16 protein-coding genes are annotated in these 15,619 nt (G+C 68.6%); 2 read left to right on the top strand and 14 right to left on the bottom strand.

Annotation, left to right across the window (positions count from 1 at the left end; genetic code table 11):
- Window positions 1–30 precede the first annotated feature (30 nt).
- Window positions 31–1,431, top strand: a complete 1,401-nt coding sequence (gene pyk, locus G4D83_RS23090; protein ID WP_163866971.1) for a pyruvate kinase — start codon at window positions 31–33, stop codon at window positions 1,429–1,431.
- Window positions 1,432–1,455: 24 nt separating this feature from the next.
- Here the strand turns inward: pyk and G4D83_RS23085 are convergent, their stop codons facing one another.
- The 9 genes from G4D83_RS23085 to G4D83_RS23045 all read right to left on the bottom strand — a co-directional run bounded on the left by G4D83_RS23085 (window position 1,456) and on the right by G4D83_RS23045 (window position 11,015).
- Entirely contained in the window at window positions 1,456–2,121 is a 666-nt protein-coding gene (locus G4D83_RS23085) for a DUF7986 domain-containing protein (protein WP_163866970.1), read from the bottom strand.
- 15 nt (window positions 2,122–2,136) lie between these two features.
- Window positions 2,137–3,261, bottom strand: coding sequence for a glutamine-hydrolyzing carbamoyl-phosphate synthase small subunit (gene carA / locus G4D83_RS23080; protein ID WP_163866969.1), 1,125 nt, complete (start codon window positions 3,259–3,261; stop codon window positions 2,137–2,139).
- Window positions 3,261–4,565 (bottom strand): dihydroorotase, encoded by a 1,305-nt coding sequence (locus G4D83_RS23075; RefSeq protein WP_163866968.1) that lies wholly within the window; start codon window positions 4,563–4,565, stop codon window positions 3,261–3,263. Before G4D83_RS23075 ends, carA begins: the two co-directional genes overlap by 1 nt.
- Window positions 4,562–5,455 carry an aspartate carbamoyltransferase catalytic subunit gene (locus G4D83_RS23070; RefSeq protein WP_163866967.1) on the bottom strand — a complete coding sequence of 298 codons (894 nt, stop codon included), beginning with the start codon at window positions 5,453–5,455 and terminating at the stop codon, window positions 4,562–4,564. The genes G4D83_RS23075 and G4D83_RS23070 overlap by 4 nt, the downstream gene beginning before the upstream one ends.
- Window positions 5,456–5,540: 85 nt before the next feature.
- On the bottom strand, window positions 5,541–6,797 hold the full coding sequence (gene lepB, locus G4D83_RS23065; protein WP_163866966.1) for a signal peptidase I: 1,257 nt from the start codon (window positions 6,795–6,797) through the stop codon (window positions 5,541–5,543).
- A gap of 2 nt (window positions 6,798–6,799) precedes the next feature.
- Window positions 6,800–8,611, bottom strand: a complete 1,812-nt coding sequence (lepA, locus tag G4D83_RS23060; protein WP_163866965.1) for a translation elongation factor 4 — start codon at window positions 8,609–8,611, stop codon at window positions 6,800–6,802.
- Between the two features lie 230 nt (window positions 8,612–8,841).
- On the bottom strand, window positions 8,842–9,783 hold the full coding sequence (locus G4D83_RS23055; protein WP_163866964.1) for an NAD-dependent epimerase/dehydratase family protein: 942 nt from the start codon (window positions 9,781–9,783) through the stop codon (window positions 8,842–8,844).
- Between the two features lie 67 nt (window positions 9,784–9,850).
- The gene (locus G4D83_RS23050) at window positions 9,851–10,807 is read right to left on the bottom strand and encodes a UDP-glucuronic acid decarboxylase family protein (RefSeq protein ID WP_163867079.1); all 957 of its coding nucleotides are present in this window, start codon (window positions 10,805–10,807) and stop codon (window positions 9,851–9,853) included.
- Window positions 10,808–10,835: 28 nt separating this feature from the next.
- Window positions 10,836–11,015 carry a ribbon-helix-helix domain-containing protein gene (locus G4D83_RS23045; RefSeq protein WP_044281109.1) on the bottom strand — a complete coding sequence of 60 codons (180 nt, stop codon included), beginning with the start codon at window positions 11,013–11,015 and terminating at the stop codon, window positions 10,836–10,838.
- A gap of 94 nt (window positions 11,016–11,109) precedes the next feature.
- Here G4D83_RS23045 and G4D83_RS23040 point away from each other — a divergent pair, with 94 nt between their 5' ends.
- Window positions 11,110–11,748 carry a hypothetical protein gene (locus tag G4D83_RS23040; protein WP_163866963.1) on the top strand — a complete coding sequence of 213 codons (639 nt, stop codon included), beginning with the start codon at window positions 11,110–11,112 and terminating at the stop codon, window positions 11,746–11,748.
- Window positions 11,749–11,778: 30 nt separating this feature from the next.
- Here the strand turns inward: G4D83_RS23040 and G4D83_RS23035 are convergent, their stop codons facing one another.
- The 5 genes from G4D83_RS23035 to mnmA form a co-directional block, all read right to left on the bottom strand.
- Entirely contained in the window at window positions 11,779–12,141 is a 363-nt protein-coding gene (locus G4D83_RS23035) for a cupin domain-containing protein (RefSeq protein ID WP_163866962.1), read from the bottom strand.
- A gap of 27 nt (window positions 12,142–12,168) precedes the next feature.
- Entirely contained in the window at window positions 12,169–13,065 is an 897-nt protein-coding gene (locus tag G4D83_RS23030; protein ID WP_163866961.1) for an SPOR domain-containing protein, read from the bottom strand.
- A 138-nt stretch (window positions 13,066–13,203) separates the two neighbouring features.
- Entirely contained in the window at window positions 13,204–13,572 is a 369-nt protein-coding gene (locus G4D83_RS23025; protein WP_163866960.1) for an integration host factor subunit beta, read from the bottom strand.
- A gap of 76 nt (window positions 13,573–13,648) precedes the next feature.
- The gene (locus G4D83_RS23020; protein ID WP_163866959.1) at window positions 13,649–14,422 is read right to left on the bottom strand and encodes a hypothetical protein; all 774 of its coding nucleotides are present in this window, start codon (window positions 14,420–14,422) and stop codon (window positions 13,649–13,651) included.
- A gap of 31 nt (window positions 14,423–14,453) precedes the next feature.
- A complete protein-coding gene (gene mnmA / locus G4D83_RS23015; protein WP_163866958.1) occupies window positions 14,454–15,500 on the bottom strand; it encodes a tRNA 2-thiouridine(34) synthase MnmA in 1,047 nt (348 codons plus the stop codon).
- Between the last annotated feature and the right edge of the window lie 119 nt (window positions 15,501–15,619).

The following is a 15,619-nucleotide window of genomic DNA, read 5'->3' as shown; positions in this document are numbered from 1 at the left end:
CGCACCCCGCCGCCTAGGATGCGCGCGCATATGCGCAAGGCGAAGATCATCTGCACCCTGGGTCCCGCATCGAGCACGCTGGAGACGATTGAGGGCCTCATCCGCGCGGGGATGAACGTGGCGCGGTTGAACTTCTCGCACGGCACGCACGACGAGCACCGTCAGCGGGTGGCCCTCATCCGCAAGGCGTCCAAGCGGCTGAAGCTGCCTGTCGCCATCCTCCAGGACATCCAGGGCCCCAAGATCCGCCTCGGAAAGTTCGAGGGTGGACAGCTCACGGTGCAGGCCGGGCAGCGCGTGACGGTGACGACGCGCGCCGTCATGGGCCAGGGCTCCATCATCCCCACCCCCATCAAGTCGCTGACGAAGGACGTGGCACCCGGCGAGGCCATCCTCCTGGACGACGGCCGGGTGCGCCTGCGCGTGCGCAAGGTGACGGGCCAGGACGTCCTCTGCGAGGTGGAGATCGGCGGCCTGCTCAAGGACCACAAGGGGCTGAACCTGCCGGGCTCGCCCATGTCCGTGCCCACGATTACGCCCAAGGACGAGGTGGACCTGGCGTTCGGCCAGGAGGTGGGCGTGGACTACGTGGCGCTGTCCTTCGTGCGCTCGGCGGACGACGTCCACCGCGCGCGCAAGCATGTGGCAAAGAACAAGACGCCCCTCATCGCCAAGATTGAGAAGCCCCAGGCCGTGGACCAGCTCGACGCGATTGCCCGCGCGTCCGACGGCATCATGGTGGCGCGGGGAGACCTGGGCGTGGAGATGCCGCTGGAGCAACTGCCCGCCATCCAGAAGCGGATGGTGCGGGTGGTGAACCAGATGGGTGGCCTGGTCATCGTCGCCACGGAGATGCTGGAGAGCATGGTCAACAACCCGCGCCCCACCCGCGCGGAGGTGTCGGACGTGGCCAACGCGATTCTGGACGGCGCGGACGCGGTGATGCTGTCGGGCGAGACGGCCGCGGGGCGCTACCCCATCGACGCGGCGTCCACCATGGCCCGCATCGTCGAGGAGACGGAGCGCGGCGTGGTGCGCCACCAGCACCACTCGCCCTTCGAGCGCTCGGAGGATTTGGGCACGGGCGTCGCGGCGGCGGCGGTGGCGGCGTCCGGGCAGCTCAACATCCAGACGATTGTCGCGTACACGGAGAGCGGCCACACCGCGCGCCTCATCTCCGAGTTCCGCCCCCACGCGCGCATCATCGCCCTCACGCCGAACGAGTCCGCGGTGAACCGCATGGCGCTGTATTGGGGCGTGACGGGCCTCCAGGTCCCTCGCGTGAAGTCCACGGACGCCATGCTGCAGCAGGTGCGCAAGCTGTGCCTGCGCGAGGGCATCTGCAAGGAGGGAACGCCCGTCGTCGTGGTGGCCGGCGTGCCGCTCAACGTGCCAGGCAACACCAATCTGATGAGCATCCACCGCGTGTGAGCGCGGTGGACGTCGTCGCTCCGCTCAGAGCACCTTCTGCTCGAAGTCGTAGATCTTCTCGACGGCGAGCTGACGGTAGCGCTCCATGTTGAGGGCACGGCGGGCGCACTCCCACACCAGTTCGTTGGAGGTGCGCTCCGGCTCCTTCTTCTTGCGGCGCTTCACCTCGGCCTTGATGGACTTCACCGCGGCGCGCGGGTGGTAGCAGAAGGCGGAGGAGAACAGGAGATGGCCACCGAAGGGGATGAGGCGGGCCTCCAGGATGTCGCCCGTCTCCAGCCCGGCGATGTTGCGCCGCTCCGTCACGTCGAAGTCCTTGCCCGAGTACATGTCCCGCAGGCGCACCAGCCCCTTGCCCAGCTTGCGCACCTCGAAGATGCCGTGGACCGTCTCCGTGAAGCTCCGGAAGGCGTTGGCCTCCTCGGGCGGAGTGTTCGCCAGGCGCTGCTCGTAGAACTCCACGGCCGGCGTCTTGCCCGTGCCCGGCGAGACGCGGTCGTAGAGGTAGTAGTCGAGGAACGACGCCATGCGCAGCTCGAAGAGCTTGTCGTCCTCGAAGACCTCGCCCGTCAGGCGGAAGTACTCCGCCTTGGCTTCGAGCAGGTCCGCCTTCCGCGACTCCACGCTGCCGAAGGCGATGAGCTGGTCCAGGTACGGCTGGTAGGAGAGCGGTGACAGCGGGGAGTCCATAGAGAGTCGGTCATCCTACCCCGCCATCAGCTTCGCGAAGCGGCCGAAGAGATAGCGTGCGTCATGCGGGCCGGGAGAGGCCTCGGGGTGGTACTGCACGCTGAAGGCCCGAGCGTCCGGGACGGCCAGGCCCTCCACCGTGCCGTCGTTGAGGTTGATGTGCGTGACGACGGCCTTGCCCTTGAGGCTGGCGTCGTCCACGGCGAAGCCGTGGTTCTGCGCGGTGATCTCCACCTTGCCCGTCGTCAGGTCCTTCACGGGCTGGTTGCCGCCCCGGTGGCCGAACTTCATCTTGTACGTCCGGCCGCCCAGCGCCAGGGCCATGATTTGATGCCCCAGGCAGATGCCGAACACCGGCACCTTGCCCAGGAGCGCCGCCACGGTGCGGTCCGCGCCCTTCACCGCCGCCGGGTCTCCGGGGCCGTTGGCCAGGAAGACGCCGTGGGGCTTGCGGGCCAGGACTTCCTCCGCCGTGGTGTGGGACGGCACCACCGTCACGCGGCAGCCCACGTCGACCAGGAAGTGGAGCATCGACTTCTTGAGGCCGTAGTCGTAGGCGACCACGTCGAAGCGCGGGTCACCCTGCGGGTGGGCCTCGCCAAGGCCGGTGAAGACATCCGGCGAGGGCGCGGTGAACGTGTACGGCGTCTTCACCGACACGCCGCTGGCCAGGTCCAGGCCCTCCATGCCGTGGGCGGTGCGAGCCCGCTCCGACAGGGCGGCCGGGGACAGGCCCTCGCTGGAGATGACGCCCATCTGCGCGCCGTGGGTGCGCAGGTGGCGCACCAGGCGGCGGGTGTCCAGGCCTTCGATTCCGGCGACGTTGTGGCGCTTGAGGTACGCATCCAGCGACTCGCGCGAGCGCCAGTTGGACGGCTGGCTCGCGAGGGCGCGCACCACCATGCCCACCGCGTGCGGCTTGCCGGCCTCTTCGTCCTCCGGCGTCACGCCGACGTTGCCCATCTCCGGGTACGTCATGGTGAGGATCTGCCCGACGTACGAGGGGTCCGTGAGGATCTCCTGGTAGCCGTACATGGACGTGTTGAAGACCACCTCACCCACCGTCTCGCCGACCGAGCCAAAGGCACGGCCCTCGAAGGTGGTGCCATCCGCCAGGGCGAGCACTGCCCGCTTCGTCATTACCGTGACTCCTTCACCTGGCCGTCGGAGAACACCTTCCGGCCAGAAACCCAGGTCTGCACCACGCGGCCCTTCTGCTTACGGCCATGGAAGGGCGTATTCCGGCTGCGGGAATAGAACCGGTGGGCATCCACCGTCCACTCCTCCGAAGGGTCCACCACGGTGATGTCCGCCGGGGCCCCGGGAGCCAGGTGACCGCCCGGCAGGCCGAACGCCTTCGCCGGACCGTGCGTCAACAACTCCACGGCCCGCTTCGCGTCCAACAGCCCCGAGTGCACCAGCTCCAGCGTCAGCCCCAGGGCCGTCTCCAGCCCGACGATTCCGTTGATGCCCTTCTCGAACTCGACCTGCTTGTCCAGGACGCCATGGGGCGCGTGGTCCGTGGCGATGGCGTCCACCGTGCCATCCACCAGCGCCTCGCGCAGCGCCTCCACGTCCCGGTCCGCGCGCAGGGGCGGCGCCATCTTCGCGTGGGTGTCGTAGTCCCCCACCGCCCGGTCATCCAGGATGACGTGGTGTGGAGTGGCCTCGGCCGTGACGAGCAGACCCCGGCGCTTGGCCTCGCGGATGAGGCGCACGCTGCCCTCGCAGGACACGTGGGCGATGTGCAGCCGGCCCTTCGTCTCCTCGAGCAGCACCAGGTCACGCGCCACCATGGCCACCTCCGCGGAGGCGGGGATGCCGCGCAGGCCCAGGCGCGTGGCGGTGACGCCCTCGTGCATGGCGCCCCCAGCGGACAGCGTCAGGTCCTCCTCGTGGACCATGACGGGCACGCCGAAGAGCGTGGCGTACTGGAGCGCGCGCCGCATCAGCGCCGCGTTCATCACCGGGCGGCCGTCATCGGTGATGGCGACACAGCCGGAGGACACCAGCTCGCCCGTCTCCGCCAGCTCCTCGCCCTTGAGGCCCTTGGTAATCGCACCCGCGGGGTACACGTGGCACAGGCCGGCGGCGCGAGCGCGCGACAGCACCAGCTCCGTGACGAGCCCGCTGTCGTTGACGACCTTGGTGTTGGGCATGGCGACGACGGCGGTGAAGCCTCCCGCCACGGCGGCGCGGCAGCCCGTGAGGACGGTCTCCTTCCCCTCCTCGCCCGGCTCGCGCAGGTGGACGTGCAGGTCGATGAAGCCCGGCAGCACCCAGCGCCCTTCGGCCTCCACCACCTCCGCGCCTGGGGGCACGGGGAGCGGCGCGTCGGAGACCTCCGCCACCTTGCCGTCGCGCACCAGGACGTCGCGGACTCCATCGACGCCGTTGCGCGGGTCGATGACGCGCCCTCTGCGGAAAAGCACCGTGGAGCTCATGACGCGCACACCTCGAGGATGGCCCGCCGCACGGCGACGCCGTTGGAAACCTGCTCCAGGATGACGCTGCGAGGCCCGTCCGCCACCGAGGGCGCCAGCTCCAGGCCGCGGTTGATGGGGCCCGGGTGCATCACCAGCGCGCCCGCCTTCATCCGCTCCTCGCGTGCGGGGGTGAGGCCGAACAGGCGCGAGTACTCCTTCGTCGAGGGCAGGAACGCCTCGCCCATGCGCTCCATCTGCAGGCGCAGGCACATCACCGCGTCCGCGTGAGGCAGCGCCGCGTCCAGGTTGTGCGTCACCTCCGCGCCCAGCGACTCCAGGCCCGGGGGCACCAGCGTGGGAGGGCCACAGAAGACCACCCGCGCGCCCAGGGCCTTCAGGCACCAGAGGTTGGAGCGGGCCACGCGGCTGTGGAGGATGTCGCCGACGATGAGCACCGTGCGGCCGTCCAGGCTGCCCCAGTGCTGGCGCAAGGTGAAGGCGTCCAGGAGGGCCTGGGAGGGGTGCTCGTGCGTGCCGTCCCCGGCGTTGATGACGGCGCAGCGGACGTGCTTCGCCACCAGATGGGGCGCGCCGGACGAGCGGTGGCGCATGACGATGGCCACCGGCCCCGTCGCCTCGATGTTGCGGGCGGTGTCCAGCAGCGTCTCGCCCTTCGACGTGGACGAACCGGAGGGGCTCCAGTTCAGGACGCCGGCGCCCAGGCCTCGGGCGGCCATGTGGAACGAGGTGCGGGTGCGGGTGGAGTCCTCGAAGAAGAGGTTGGCGACCACCTTGCCGCGCAGGGTGTGGGTGACGTCTGGACCACCAGGCAGGTGCGCGCGCGCCCTGTCGAGCACCGCTTCGAGCTCGTCCCGGCGCCAGCCTTCGATTCCAAGGAGGTGTCTCATGGCCGGGGCCGCCGCGTACCCCGGGCCGTGCGGCGCGTCAAGCACCGTCCGAGGCGCGCCGGCCCGCCTGCCCCTCGGGTGTGGGTCAGCGTACGGGCTCGAAGAAGCGGTCCAGGCGAAGGCCCGTGCCACCGAACAGGCCATGCAGCAGGCCGTGGTAGCCCAGCGACAGCCACACCACCATCGCCTTGCCCTTGATGTGGCCGTAGGGGACGAACTCCGTCTTGCCGTAGCCGGTGATGCCCAGGCCGTGGCGGCTGTCGGAGCTGTTGTCGCGGTTGTCGCCCATGACGAAGACGTGCCCCTCGGGCACCACGTAGGGGCCCTCGTGCCGGGGCATCCGCGTGGGCGTCTGGAGCACGCTGTGCGTCACGCCGCTCAGGTCCTCCCGGTACAGCGCTTCCTGCTGGTCGAACCACCGCCCGTCGTCGGTGATGTTGTTGACGATGTACTCGGGGTTGATGCTCTCTCGAATCTGCGGCTGGCCGTTGATGTGGACCACGCCGTCGAACATCTCCACCGTGTCACCCGGCACGCCCACCACGCGCTTGATGTAGTCGGTGGCCTCGTTGACGGGGTTGTTGAAGACGACGACGTCGCCGCGCCCCGGAGGCCGGACGATGACGAACGGCACCACGTTCGCGAAGGGGACGCGCACGCCGTAGATGAACTTGTTGATGAAGACCTGATCACCAATCTGGAGCGTGGGCAGCATGGAGCCGGAGGGAATCCGGTACGGCTCCACGATGAACGTCCGGAACACCAGGGCGACCAGCAACATCTTCACGAAGCCGCCCACGAAATCCATGGGGGACTCCTTGCGGAACGCCCCCAGGTGCTGGGCGGTGAGCGCGTCGAGCGCCTTCACCTCGCGGGGCAGCCGCTCCATGTCCCCTTCGGCCGAGGCCGACTCCACCTTCAACGCCTGGTCGGTGATCTGCTCGGCCACCAGCGGGGAGACCTTCTCGCGCACCTGCGGCTTCTGGAGGATGCGCTCGTTCTCGGAGATGAGCTCATGCGCCTCGTGCCTCATCCGGCGGAGCTGCTTCTCGCGGGGCGACACGTTGCGCCACACCAGCAGCGCCACGAAGTACGCCACCATCAGCACCCCCAGCCCCTTCATCGCGGGCTGGGCCCAGGCGGCCGCCGTGGGCACGAACTCGATGAGCACCGTGTACGGGAACAGCACCAGCGCGACGATGCACAGCGGGGCCCACAGGCTGGTGAGCATCTCCCGCCACAGCAACTTGCGGCGCGCACGCACCTGTTCAGGGGTGCGCCGGGCCGCCATCGCGGTCGCCAGCTTCGCGGGAGGGGTGGCGGAAGGACTGGCAGCGTTCATGGCTACTGCTCCGACTTGAGGACCGCGAGGAAGGCCTCCTGCGGAATCTCCACCGTACCCACCTGCTTCATGCGCTTCTTGCCCTCTTTCTGCTTCTCGAGGAGCTTGCGCTTGCGGCTGATGTCACCACCGTAGCACTTGGCGAGCACGTTCTTGCGCATGGCGGAGATGGTCTCACGGGAGATGATCTTCGCGCCGATCGCCGCCTGGATGGCCACTTCGTACATCTGCTTCGGGATGACTTCCTTCAGCTTCGCGCAGACCTCGCGACCGCGCAGGTAGGCGCGCTCGCGGTGCACGATGACGCTCAGCGCGTCCACCGGCTCCCCGTTGATGAGGATGTCCAGGCGCGCCAGATCCGCCTCCTGGTAGCCGGTCAGCTCGTAGTCCAGGCTGGCGTAACCGCGCGACACGCTCTTGAGCTTGTCGAAGAAGTCGAAGACCACCTCGGCCATCGGCATCTCGTACGTCACCTGCACGCGCTGCCCGCTGCTGCCCAGGTACTTCATGTCCTTCTGCACACCGCGGCGGTCCTGGCACAGCTTCAGGATGGCGCCCAGGTGGTCGTTGGGGACGTGGATGTGACAGGTGAGGATGGGCTCCTCGAACTTCGCGATGTTCTGCACCGGCGGCAGCTTGGCGGGGTTGTCCACCAGCTGGACGTCACCCTTGCCGCTCGTGATCTGGTACACCACGCTGGGCGCGGTGGTGATGAGGTTCAGGTTGTACTCGCGCTCCAGGCGCTCCTGGACGATCTCCATGTGCAACAGGCCCAGGTAGCCGCAGCGGAACCCGAAGCCGAGCGCCGTGGACGACTCGGGCTCGTACGTGAAGGCGGAGTCGTTGAGCTTCAGCTTCGCGAGCGCGTCACGCAGGTTCTCGTACTGGTCGGACTCGATGGGGAAGATGCCGGAGAACACCATCGGCTTCACTTCCTGGAAGCCCGGGAACGGCTCCAGCGTCGGACGGGCCTCCTCCGTGACGGTGTCGCCGACCTTCGCGTCCAGCAGCTCCTTGATGTTGGCGACCAGGACGCCCACTTCGCCGGCCATGAGCTGCGTCACGGGGCGGGAGAACGGGGTGAAGACACCCAGCTCCTGGACCTCGAAGACCTTGTTGTTGCTGAACAGCTTGATCTTCTGCTTGAGCTTGAGCGTGCCTTCCAGCACGCGCACCAGCGTCACCACGCCCCGGTAGTTGTCGTACCAGGAGTCGAAGATGAGGGCCTTGAGCGGCGCGTCCGGCGAGCCCGTCGGCGGCGGCACTCGCGCGACCACGGCCTCGAGAATCTCGTGGATGCCGATGCCTTCCTTCGCGGAAGCCGGCACGGCCACGGAGGCGTCGATACCGATGACGTCTTCAATCTCCGCGCGGGTGCGGTCGACGTCCGCGCTGGGCAGGTCGATCTTGTTGATGACCGGGATGATCTCCAGGTCGTGATCCAACGCCATGTAGACGTTGGACAGCGTCTGCGCCTCCACGCCCTGCGACGCGTCCACCACCAGCAGCGCGCCCTCGCACGCGGCCAGGCTGCGGCTGACTTCGTAAGCGAAGTCGACGTGCCCCGGCGTGTCGATGAGGTTGAGGACGTACTGCTTGCCGTCCTTCGCGGTGTAGTTCATCCGCACGGACTGGGCTTTGATGGTGATGCCCCGTTCGCGCTCGATGTCCATGTTGTCGAGGAACTGGGCCTGCGCCTCGCGCTTGCTCAGCGTCCCCGTCTTGTCGAGGAGGCGATCAGCCAGCGTCGACTTTCCATGGTCGATATGGGCGATGATGCAGAAGTTGCGGATGTGCGCGTTTTCAGCCGGCATGTTCGTGGCGCTCGTCGGAAGAAGCGGGCGTGCCTAACATCGAACCGCGCGAAAATCTACGCGCGAACGCCCGCCAGACGAGCAACCCGTCAGGGGCGCCCGATTGTTCCCCCACCACCGTGTTCCCCTGAACGGACGCCCGGCCACCTGGGGACGACAGGACACGAGGCCCCGCCCGGGAGAGGCGACTTGCTCCCGGACTCCCCTGCCCTGCTTCCCGTCGGCCGGCCTCAGCCGTGGACGCGGACCGGCTCGGCCTTCTCGCGGAAGTAGGCGATGGTGCGGCGAGCCCCCTCGCGCAGGTCGGCGGTCGGCTCCCAGCCGAGCACCTTCTTCGCGAGCGAGTTGTCGATGCACGAACGCAGCTGCTCGCCGGGCTTGCCGGGCGCGTGGGCCACGGCGGCCGTGGAACCCGCGGCCTCGGCCAGCAGCGCGTAGAGGCGGTTGATGTCGGTCTCCACGCCGGTGCCGATGTTGATGGCGCCCACGTAGTCCTTCTCGAAGGCCAGCCGGTTCGCCCGGGCCACGTCGGGCCCGAAGACGAAGTCGCGGGTCTGCTTGCCCTCGCCGAAGATGGTGGCGCCCTGCCCGGAGAGCAGGCGCTGGCAGAAGATGGCCACCACCCCCGCTTCGCCGTGCGGGTTCTGTCGCGGGCCGTACACGTTGGCGTAGCGCAGGGCGACATACGGCAGGCCGTACTGGGCCCGGTAGTAGCCCAGGTACAGCTCCCCCGCCGCCTTGGAGACGCCGTACGGGGACACCGGGCGCGTCGCGTGGGACTCGGTCGCGGGGAACACGTCCTGCTCGCCGTAGATGGCGCCGCCGGTGGAGCTGAAGATGACCTTCTTCACGCCGGAGACGCGCGCGGCCTCCAACACGTTGAGCATGCCGCGGATGTTCACGTCCGCGTCGAAGCCCGGATCATCCACGCTGCGCCGCACGTCCATCTGCGCCGCCAGGTGACAGAGCACCTGGGGCTTCTCCGACTTGATGAGCTCCGCGGCCTCGCGGCTGCGGATGTCATGCACGGCCAGCCGGACGCGCGGGTCCAGGTTCTCCTTCTTGCCACCCGACAGGTCATCCAACGCGATGACCTCGTGTCCCGCCTTCAGGAACTCGTCGCACACGTGCGAGCCGATGAAGCCCGCTCCACCCGTCACCAGGACTTTCACGCTTCCGTCTCCCCGCCACCCGGCCGTGGCCAAACTGTCTTTGATTCCAGAATCTCGCGGCGGCAACCTATGACGCGGATCGCCTCACGGCAACCTCGCGGAACCACGCGATGGTCTCCCGCAGACCCTCTTCCAGCGGCACCTTGGGCTCCCAGCCGAGCAACGTGCGGGCGCGGGTGATGTCTGGTTGACGCTGCTTGGGATCATCCTTGGGCAGGGGCTTCTCGATGATGCTCCCGCCGCCGCCCGCCGCCGTGCGCACGGCCTCCGCGAACTGACGGATGGTCATCTCCCGGGGATTGCCGATGTTGACCGGGTGGGGCTCGTCCGACAGCGCGAGCCGGATGAGGCCGTCCACCAGGTCCTTCACGTAACAGAACGAGCGCGTCTGGCTGCCATCGCCGAAGACGGTGAAGTCCTCGCCCTTGAGCGCCTGCCCCACGAAGGCCGGAACCACGCGGCCGTCGTTGAGGCGCATGCGCGGGCCATAGGTGTTGAAGATGCGAACGATGCGGACCTGCACGCCCTTGCGCCCGTAGGCCGCCGTCACCGCCTCCGCGTAGCGCTTGGCCTCGTCGTACACCGAACGCGGGCCAATGGGATTGACGTTGCCCCAGTAGTCCTCGCGCTGCGGGTGCACCAGCGGATCGCCATACACCTCGGAGGTGGACGCCATCAGGAAGACGGCCTTGTTCGCCTCCGCCAGCTTCAGCCCGTTCTCCGTGCCGATGGAGCCCACGCGCAGCGTTTCCAGCGGGAGGTTCGCGTAGTCGATGGGCGACGCGGGCGACGCCATGTTGAACATGTAGTCGAACGGCTCCTTCACGGGGATGCCGTCGATGATATCCGCCTTCACGTACCCGAAGCCCGGCCGCCCTTGCAGCGTGCGGATGTTCTCCTCGTTGCCGGTGATGAGGTTGTCCACGGCCGTCACGGCGGCCGCTCCGTCATCCAGAAGGCGCTCGCACAGGTGCGAGCCCACGAAGCCCGCGCCGCCCAGTACCACCACTCGCTTGCCCTGCATGCTCTTCACGTCGCGCCTCGTCTCTCTCTCAAATCTCGTCGAAGGTCGCCTGCCCCGGCAGCTGCGCTTTGTACTTCTCCAGGACCAGGTCGATGCCCTGGCGGATGTACTCGGCCACGGGCACCTTCGTCTTCTGGTTCAGCGCCTTGAGGAGCTCGTTCTGCTCCGGGGTGATGTAGATGGTGGTGCTGATCTTCTTTCGGGCCATGGCGATATGTGAAAATATATGGAATGACGTGGCGCGCGAAAGCATCTCGTGCACACGACTCGGCGCAGAGGCCCCTGCGTCCCGGGAGCACCGAATGATCCGCTGCAAGCGCTGGATTTTCCTCGGGTTGATGACTTCCGGACTGCTCACGGGTTGCGCCAGGGACAAGTCCTCGGAGCGCGGCACCGGAGCCACGGGTAGGTCCTCACCCACCTCGTCCGGCTCGGCCGAGTCCATCCAGCCGGAGCGCTCGCGCGACGAACACGTCACCCAACTGGACGTGAACGGCGACGGAAAGCCGGACGTGTGGACCTACACGGTGGCGGACGCGGGCGCGAACGGCGAGGAGCGCTTCCGCAAGGTGCGCCAGGAGCTGGACCTGAACTGGGACGGCCGCGTGGACCTGACGCGCTCCTTCGACGACGTCGGCGCGCTGATGCGCGAGGTGATGGACCTGGACTACGACGGCAAGGTGGACGCCACCTACTTCTACGAGAAGGGGGCCAACACGCGCCGCGAGCGGGACTTCGACGGCGATGGCCGCACCGACAGCGTCACCTTCTACGAGCGCGGCGTCCTCGTCCGCAAGGAGCGCGACACCAACGCGGACGGGCGCGTGGACTACTGGGAGTACTGGGAGGCGGGCCATGTGGACCGCATCGGCGAGGACCTGGACGGTGATGGCACCGTCGACAAGTGGACCCGCAATCCCAACAACGCGGCCCGCGACTGAGGAGCGAGCCGCGCCTGCACGGCGCAGCGACTACGCCTTGCTGGTGCCGGTGCGACCGTAGGAGTCCTCCAACCGCACGACGTCATCCAGCTCGGGGGTGCTGACCTCGAGGATGTCGCAGTCGGTGAGGGCGACCATGCGGTGCTTGGTGAGGGGCTTGATGTGGTAGCTCTCCCCCGGGTTCATCTCCTTCTCGATGAGGCCGTTGCCCTCGTCGACGATGAAGAGCAGCTTGCCGCTCTGGACGTGGATCGTCTCGTCCTTCTGGTTGTGGTACTGCAGGCTGAGCTTGTGGCCCTGCTTCACGTGCAGCAGCTTGCCCACGTAGCGCTCGGTGTGGGCCCAGATGAGCTCGTGGCCCCAGGGCTTCTCCACCCGCCTAGTCGTCGTCATGGTGCTTCCCGTCTTCCTCGCCCGCTCTCAGTTCGTGCCGGCCACGAACGCGTCGAGCTGGGTCTCACGCTTGAAGTCTGACAGATACCGCGTCGCAGCGTCCTTCGAGGCGAAGGTGCCCATGCGCACGCGGTACCAGGTGCCCTTGCCAGCCACCTCCGCCGTGACGATATACGGGGCATAACCCCTATCACGCAACCGGGCCATGAACCGGTCGGCCTCCTGCTTGTCCTGGAAGGCCGACAGCTGGAGCGTGAACGCCCCACCCTTCACCGCCGGGTCCGGCAACTGCGCGGCGCGGGCCAGGGCCTCCTTCATCCCGCTGCCCCCCTCCTTCTGCGTCGTCCGAGTGGCCACGGCCGCCGTCTCCACCTTCCCCGACACCTGTGCGGGCTTGGTCGCGACGGGCGCGGGCTTCTCGGCGGCGGGCTTCTCCGCGACGGGCGCGGGCTTCTCCTCGGCGGGCTTGGGCGTCTCGGCGACAGCGACGGCCTGGGGCTCCTCGGAGGGCTCCTCCGGAGGCAGCTCGCCGGTGTCCGGGTCCGGCGTCGGAGCCATCGCGGCCGTCTTGACGGGCTCGGGCGGCTTGGGCGCGGGCTTCTCGGCGGGGGCGGGCTTCGCGGGCGCGGGCTTCTGGGCCACGGCGACGGGCTCCGCGCTGGCCTTGCGCGTCAGCTCGTCCTGGAAGGTGAGCGCGGAGTCCTTCTGCCGCACTTCCTGGAGCGCCTGGGCATTGGCATCCAGCGCGGAGAGCAGGTCGGGCGCGCTGGCCGTCTGCACGTCACCGGCGAGCTTCTTGCCCACCACGACACCCAGCACGAAGACGGCGCCGAGCACGACGATGCCGGCGATCAACAGGCTCACGATCTGCCGGTTGTCGAGAGAGACGTCGAACTTCTCCTTCATCCGGTGGGCGTCTCGCATGACTCAGGGATCCTCGCGCGCGGACAGAGCGGGCCACACGAGTCCGTGTTGCGGCCTGTAGCGTCGGCGTCGAGGGGAAGGTACGCCCCACCCCCCACCCGGTCAAATTCACGGAAGGCGGCCTCAAGGGACGCGCCGTCACCGCGCCGCGGACGTCACCGGCAGCACCGCCGAGGCGAGCGCCACCGAGGGAAGCACGGCCCCCGCGGCTTCTTCCTGTCGAGGTTCGGGGGCATTGAGCCGCGCGCGCAGCTCCTTGCCAGCGGCGAAGCTGAGCGTGCGGCGCTCCGGCACGGAGACGCGCTGCCCCGTCTTCGGGTTGCGCCCCGTCCGGGCGCGACGCGTGCGCAGGGAGAAGACGCCGAAGCCTCGCAGCTCGATGCGCTTTCCAGCCACGAGCGCCTCCGACATGCAGTCGAAGACCGCATGGACAATGGCCTCCAACTCCCGCCGCGGGACGTGGGGTGCACGCGCCGCGATGCGCTCGATGAGCTCACTCCTCGTCATGGGACACCTCCGCCGAGGGACGGTGGACTCTACAGAAGGCGCACCCGCGAGGACAAACCGGGGGAGAGCCCCCACCTCAGCGCAGGCGCAGGTCCACGGGGCCTTCGACTTCCACCTCGGAGCCATCCTTGCTCTTGAGGATGACCTCCGCGCCATCCGGCACCAGCAGGCGGACGGTGCGCCCCAGGGGCACCTCGCGGCCCTCCAGGAGCACCGCGGTGGCCAGGTCATCTGTCTCCGCCACGACGAAGCCATCATCCACCACCGCCACCAGCTCCCCCTCCCCCAGGTCACCCGCATGGATGAAGGGGACCTTGGGACGGAACGGCGGTGCGGGCAGCGGCGTGTGAGGCCCCTCGTGCTCGGTGTCGGAGCCCATCCGCTGCAGGCCGTTGGGCGTGAAGAAGGCGACGAAGTACTGGGTGGACGAGTACGCGTCCTCGTGCGCGCTCTTGGGCGTCATCTGCACGTTGGTGTAACGGGCGGCCACGATTCGCAGCGCGCGGGGCGCCTCCTGCACGGCGCCCTCCACCCAGCGGTGGGACGGGAGGTTGGAGCCGTGCAGCTTCGCCTCGTCCGCGTCGCCGACCTCCAGCGTGTCACCCTTCTCCAGGAACCTCAGGCCCCCGCCGAAGTACTCCAGCACGGCGGGGCCGGTGGCGGTGAGCACCACGTCCCCGGTGAGCTGGGCGCCGACGGCGACGGTGCGCTGCTCCTTGCCCTGCGTGCGAAGCACCGGGGCTCCCGCCGCGAGCAACCCGGCGATGGGCTTGTCCGAGTGCTGCTTGCAGGCGGAAAGCAGGCTGGCCGTAGCGACGACGAGCAGACATCCCATGAGGCGCCGCGCCATGTCCTGCTTCCTTCCTCAAGCCGACTCGAGCTCAGACGATCCAACCACCACCCAGCACCTGATCCCGAGCGTAGACCACCGCGGCCTGTCCTGGGGTGACGGCGCGCGCGGGGGCATCCAACTTCACCGAAACGAGACCATGGGGGGAGATCTCCACACGCCCCGAGGCCCCCGCGTGGCGGTGCCGGATGCGGACCTCCACCGGCGTCTCCGGGGACGGCGGCGCGTCCACCCAGTGGGGCTGGAGCAGACCGAAGCGATCCCGCCCCGTCTGCTCGGCGCTGCCCACGACGACGCGGTGGGTCTCCGGCTCCAGCCGCTGGACGTAGCGCACCTCTCCGCCGCCCAGGTTGAGCCCCTTGCGCTGCCCCACCGTGTAGCGGTGGATGCCCTGGTGGGTGCCGAGCACGTGCCCCTCCGTGTCGACGACCTCGCCCGAGGGCTGGGGGCCGGCGACCTTCTCCACGAAGCCCGCGTAGTCGCCGTCCGGCACGAAGCAGATCTCCATGCTCTCCGGCTTGTGGCTGGTGACCAGGCCGTGGCGCTCGGCGACGGCGCGGACCTCCGCCTTGGTCATGTCGCCGACGGGGAAGACGATGTCGCGCAACTCGTCCTGGCCGAGCGTGAAGAGGAAGTAGCTCTGGTCCTTCGCGGCGTCGACGGCGCGGCGCAGGACGTAGCGGCCGTCCGTCTCCTCCACGCGCGCGTAGTGGCCTGTCGCAAGCCGCGCCCCGAGCGCCCGGGCGCGCTTGAGGAGGAAGTTGAACTTCACGTCGCGGTTGCAGGCCACGCAGGGGATGGGCGTGCGCCCGCCGAGGTAGGACTGGACGAAGGGATTGACGACGCGGTCCTGGAAGATCTCCTCCGCGTTGGCGACGTAGAACGGAATCCCCAACGACTGGGCGACGGCGCGCGCGTCATCGATGTCGTCCGGACTGCAGCAGCTCCCGCACTTCGCCTTGCCCTCGTAGGACCAGACGCGCAGGGTGATGCCAATGACCTCATGGCCCTGCTCCTTGAGCAGGGCGGCAGCGGCCGAGGAATCCACCCCGCCGCTCATCGCAACGACGACTCGCATGGTGCCCCTTCCTACACGCCCCGGCTTCCGGGCGCACGCGGGAGGACGCGGGGATCTCCCCAAACCCGACCCCAGAGCTCGCCCCAGAGTTCGGCGGAAGCTCGGTGGAAGCCCGGTGG

Origin of the sequence: Myxococcus eversor, assembly GCF_010894455.1 — a bacterium.
Classification (GTDB): domain Bacteria; phylum Myxococcota; class Myxococcia; order Myxococcales; family Myxococcaceae; genus Myxococcus; species Myxococcus eversor.
The sequence above is the reverse complement of the archived record's forward strand: the minus strand, read 5'-3'. Positions and strand labels throughout refer to the sequence as shown.

Bases quoted from the DNA above. Each gene is read 5' to 3' on its own strand.
- pyk (WP_163866971.1), top strand. From the start codon at position 31: ATGCGCAAGGCGAAGATCATCTGCACCCTGGGTCCCGCATCGAGCACG.
- G4D83_RS23085 (WP_163866970.1), bottom strand. From the start codon at position 2,121: ATGGACTCCCCGCTGTCACCGCTCTCCTACCAGCCGTACCTGGACCAG.
- carA (WP_163866969.1), bottom strand. From the start codon at position 3,261: ATGACGAAGCGGGCAGTGCTCGCCCTGGCGGATGGCACCACCTTCGAG.
- G4D83_RS23075 (WP_163866968.1), bottom strand. From the start codon at position 4,565: ATGAGCTCCACGGTGCTTTTCCGCAGAGGGCGCGTCATCGACCCGCGC.
- G4D83_RS23070 (WP_163866967.1), bottom strand. From the start codon at position 5,455: ATGAGACACCTCCTTGGAATCGAAGGCTGGCGCCGGGACGAGCTCGAA.
- lepB (WP_163866966.1), bottom strand. From the start codon at position 6,797: ATGAACGCTGCCAGTCCTTCCGCCACCCCTCCCGCGAAGCTGGCGACC.
- lepA (WP_163866965.1), bottom strand. From the start codon at position 8,611: ATGCCGGCTGAAAACGCGCACATCCGCAACTTCTGCATCATCGCCCAT.
- G4D83_RS23050 (WP_163867079.1), bottom strand. From the start codon at position 10,807: ATGCAGGGCAAGCGAGTGGTGGTACTGGGCGGCGCGGGCTTCGTGGGC.
- G4D83_RS23045 (WP_044281109.1), bottom strand. From the start codon at position 11,015: ATGGCCCGAAAGAAGATCAGCACCACCATCTACATCACCCCGGAGCAG.
- G4D83_RS23040 (WP_163866963.1), top strand. From the start codon at position 11,110: ATGATCCGCTGCAAGCGCTGGATTTTCCTCGGGTTGATGACTTCCGGA.
- G4D83_RS23035 (WP_163866962.1), bottom strand. From the start codon at position 12,141: ATGACGACGACTAGGCGGGTGGAGAAGCCCTGGGGCCACGAGCTCATC.
- G4D83_RS23030 (WP_163866961.1), bottom strand. From the start codon at position 13,065: ATGCGAGACGCCCACCGGATGAAGGAGAAGTTCGACGTCTCTCTCGAC.
- G4D83_RS23025 (WP_163866960.1), bottom strand. From the start codon at position 13,572: ATGACGAGGAGTGAGCTCATCGAGCGCATCGCGGCGCGTGCACCCCAC.
- G4D83_RS23020 (WP_163866959.1), bottom strand. From the start codon at position 14,422: ATGGCGCGGCGCCTCATGGGATGTCTGCTCGTCGTCGCTACGGCCAGC.
- mnmA (WP_163866958.1), bottom strand. From the start codon at position 15,500: ATGCGAGTCGTCGTTGCGATGAGCGGCGGGGTGGATTCCTCGGCCGCT.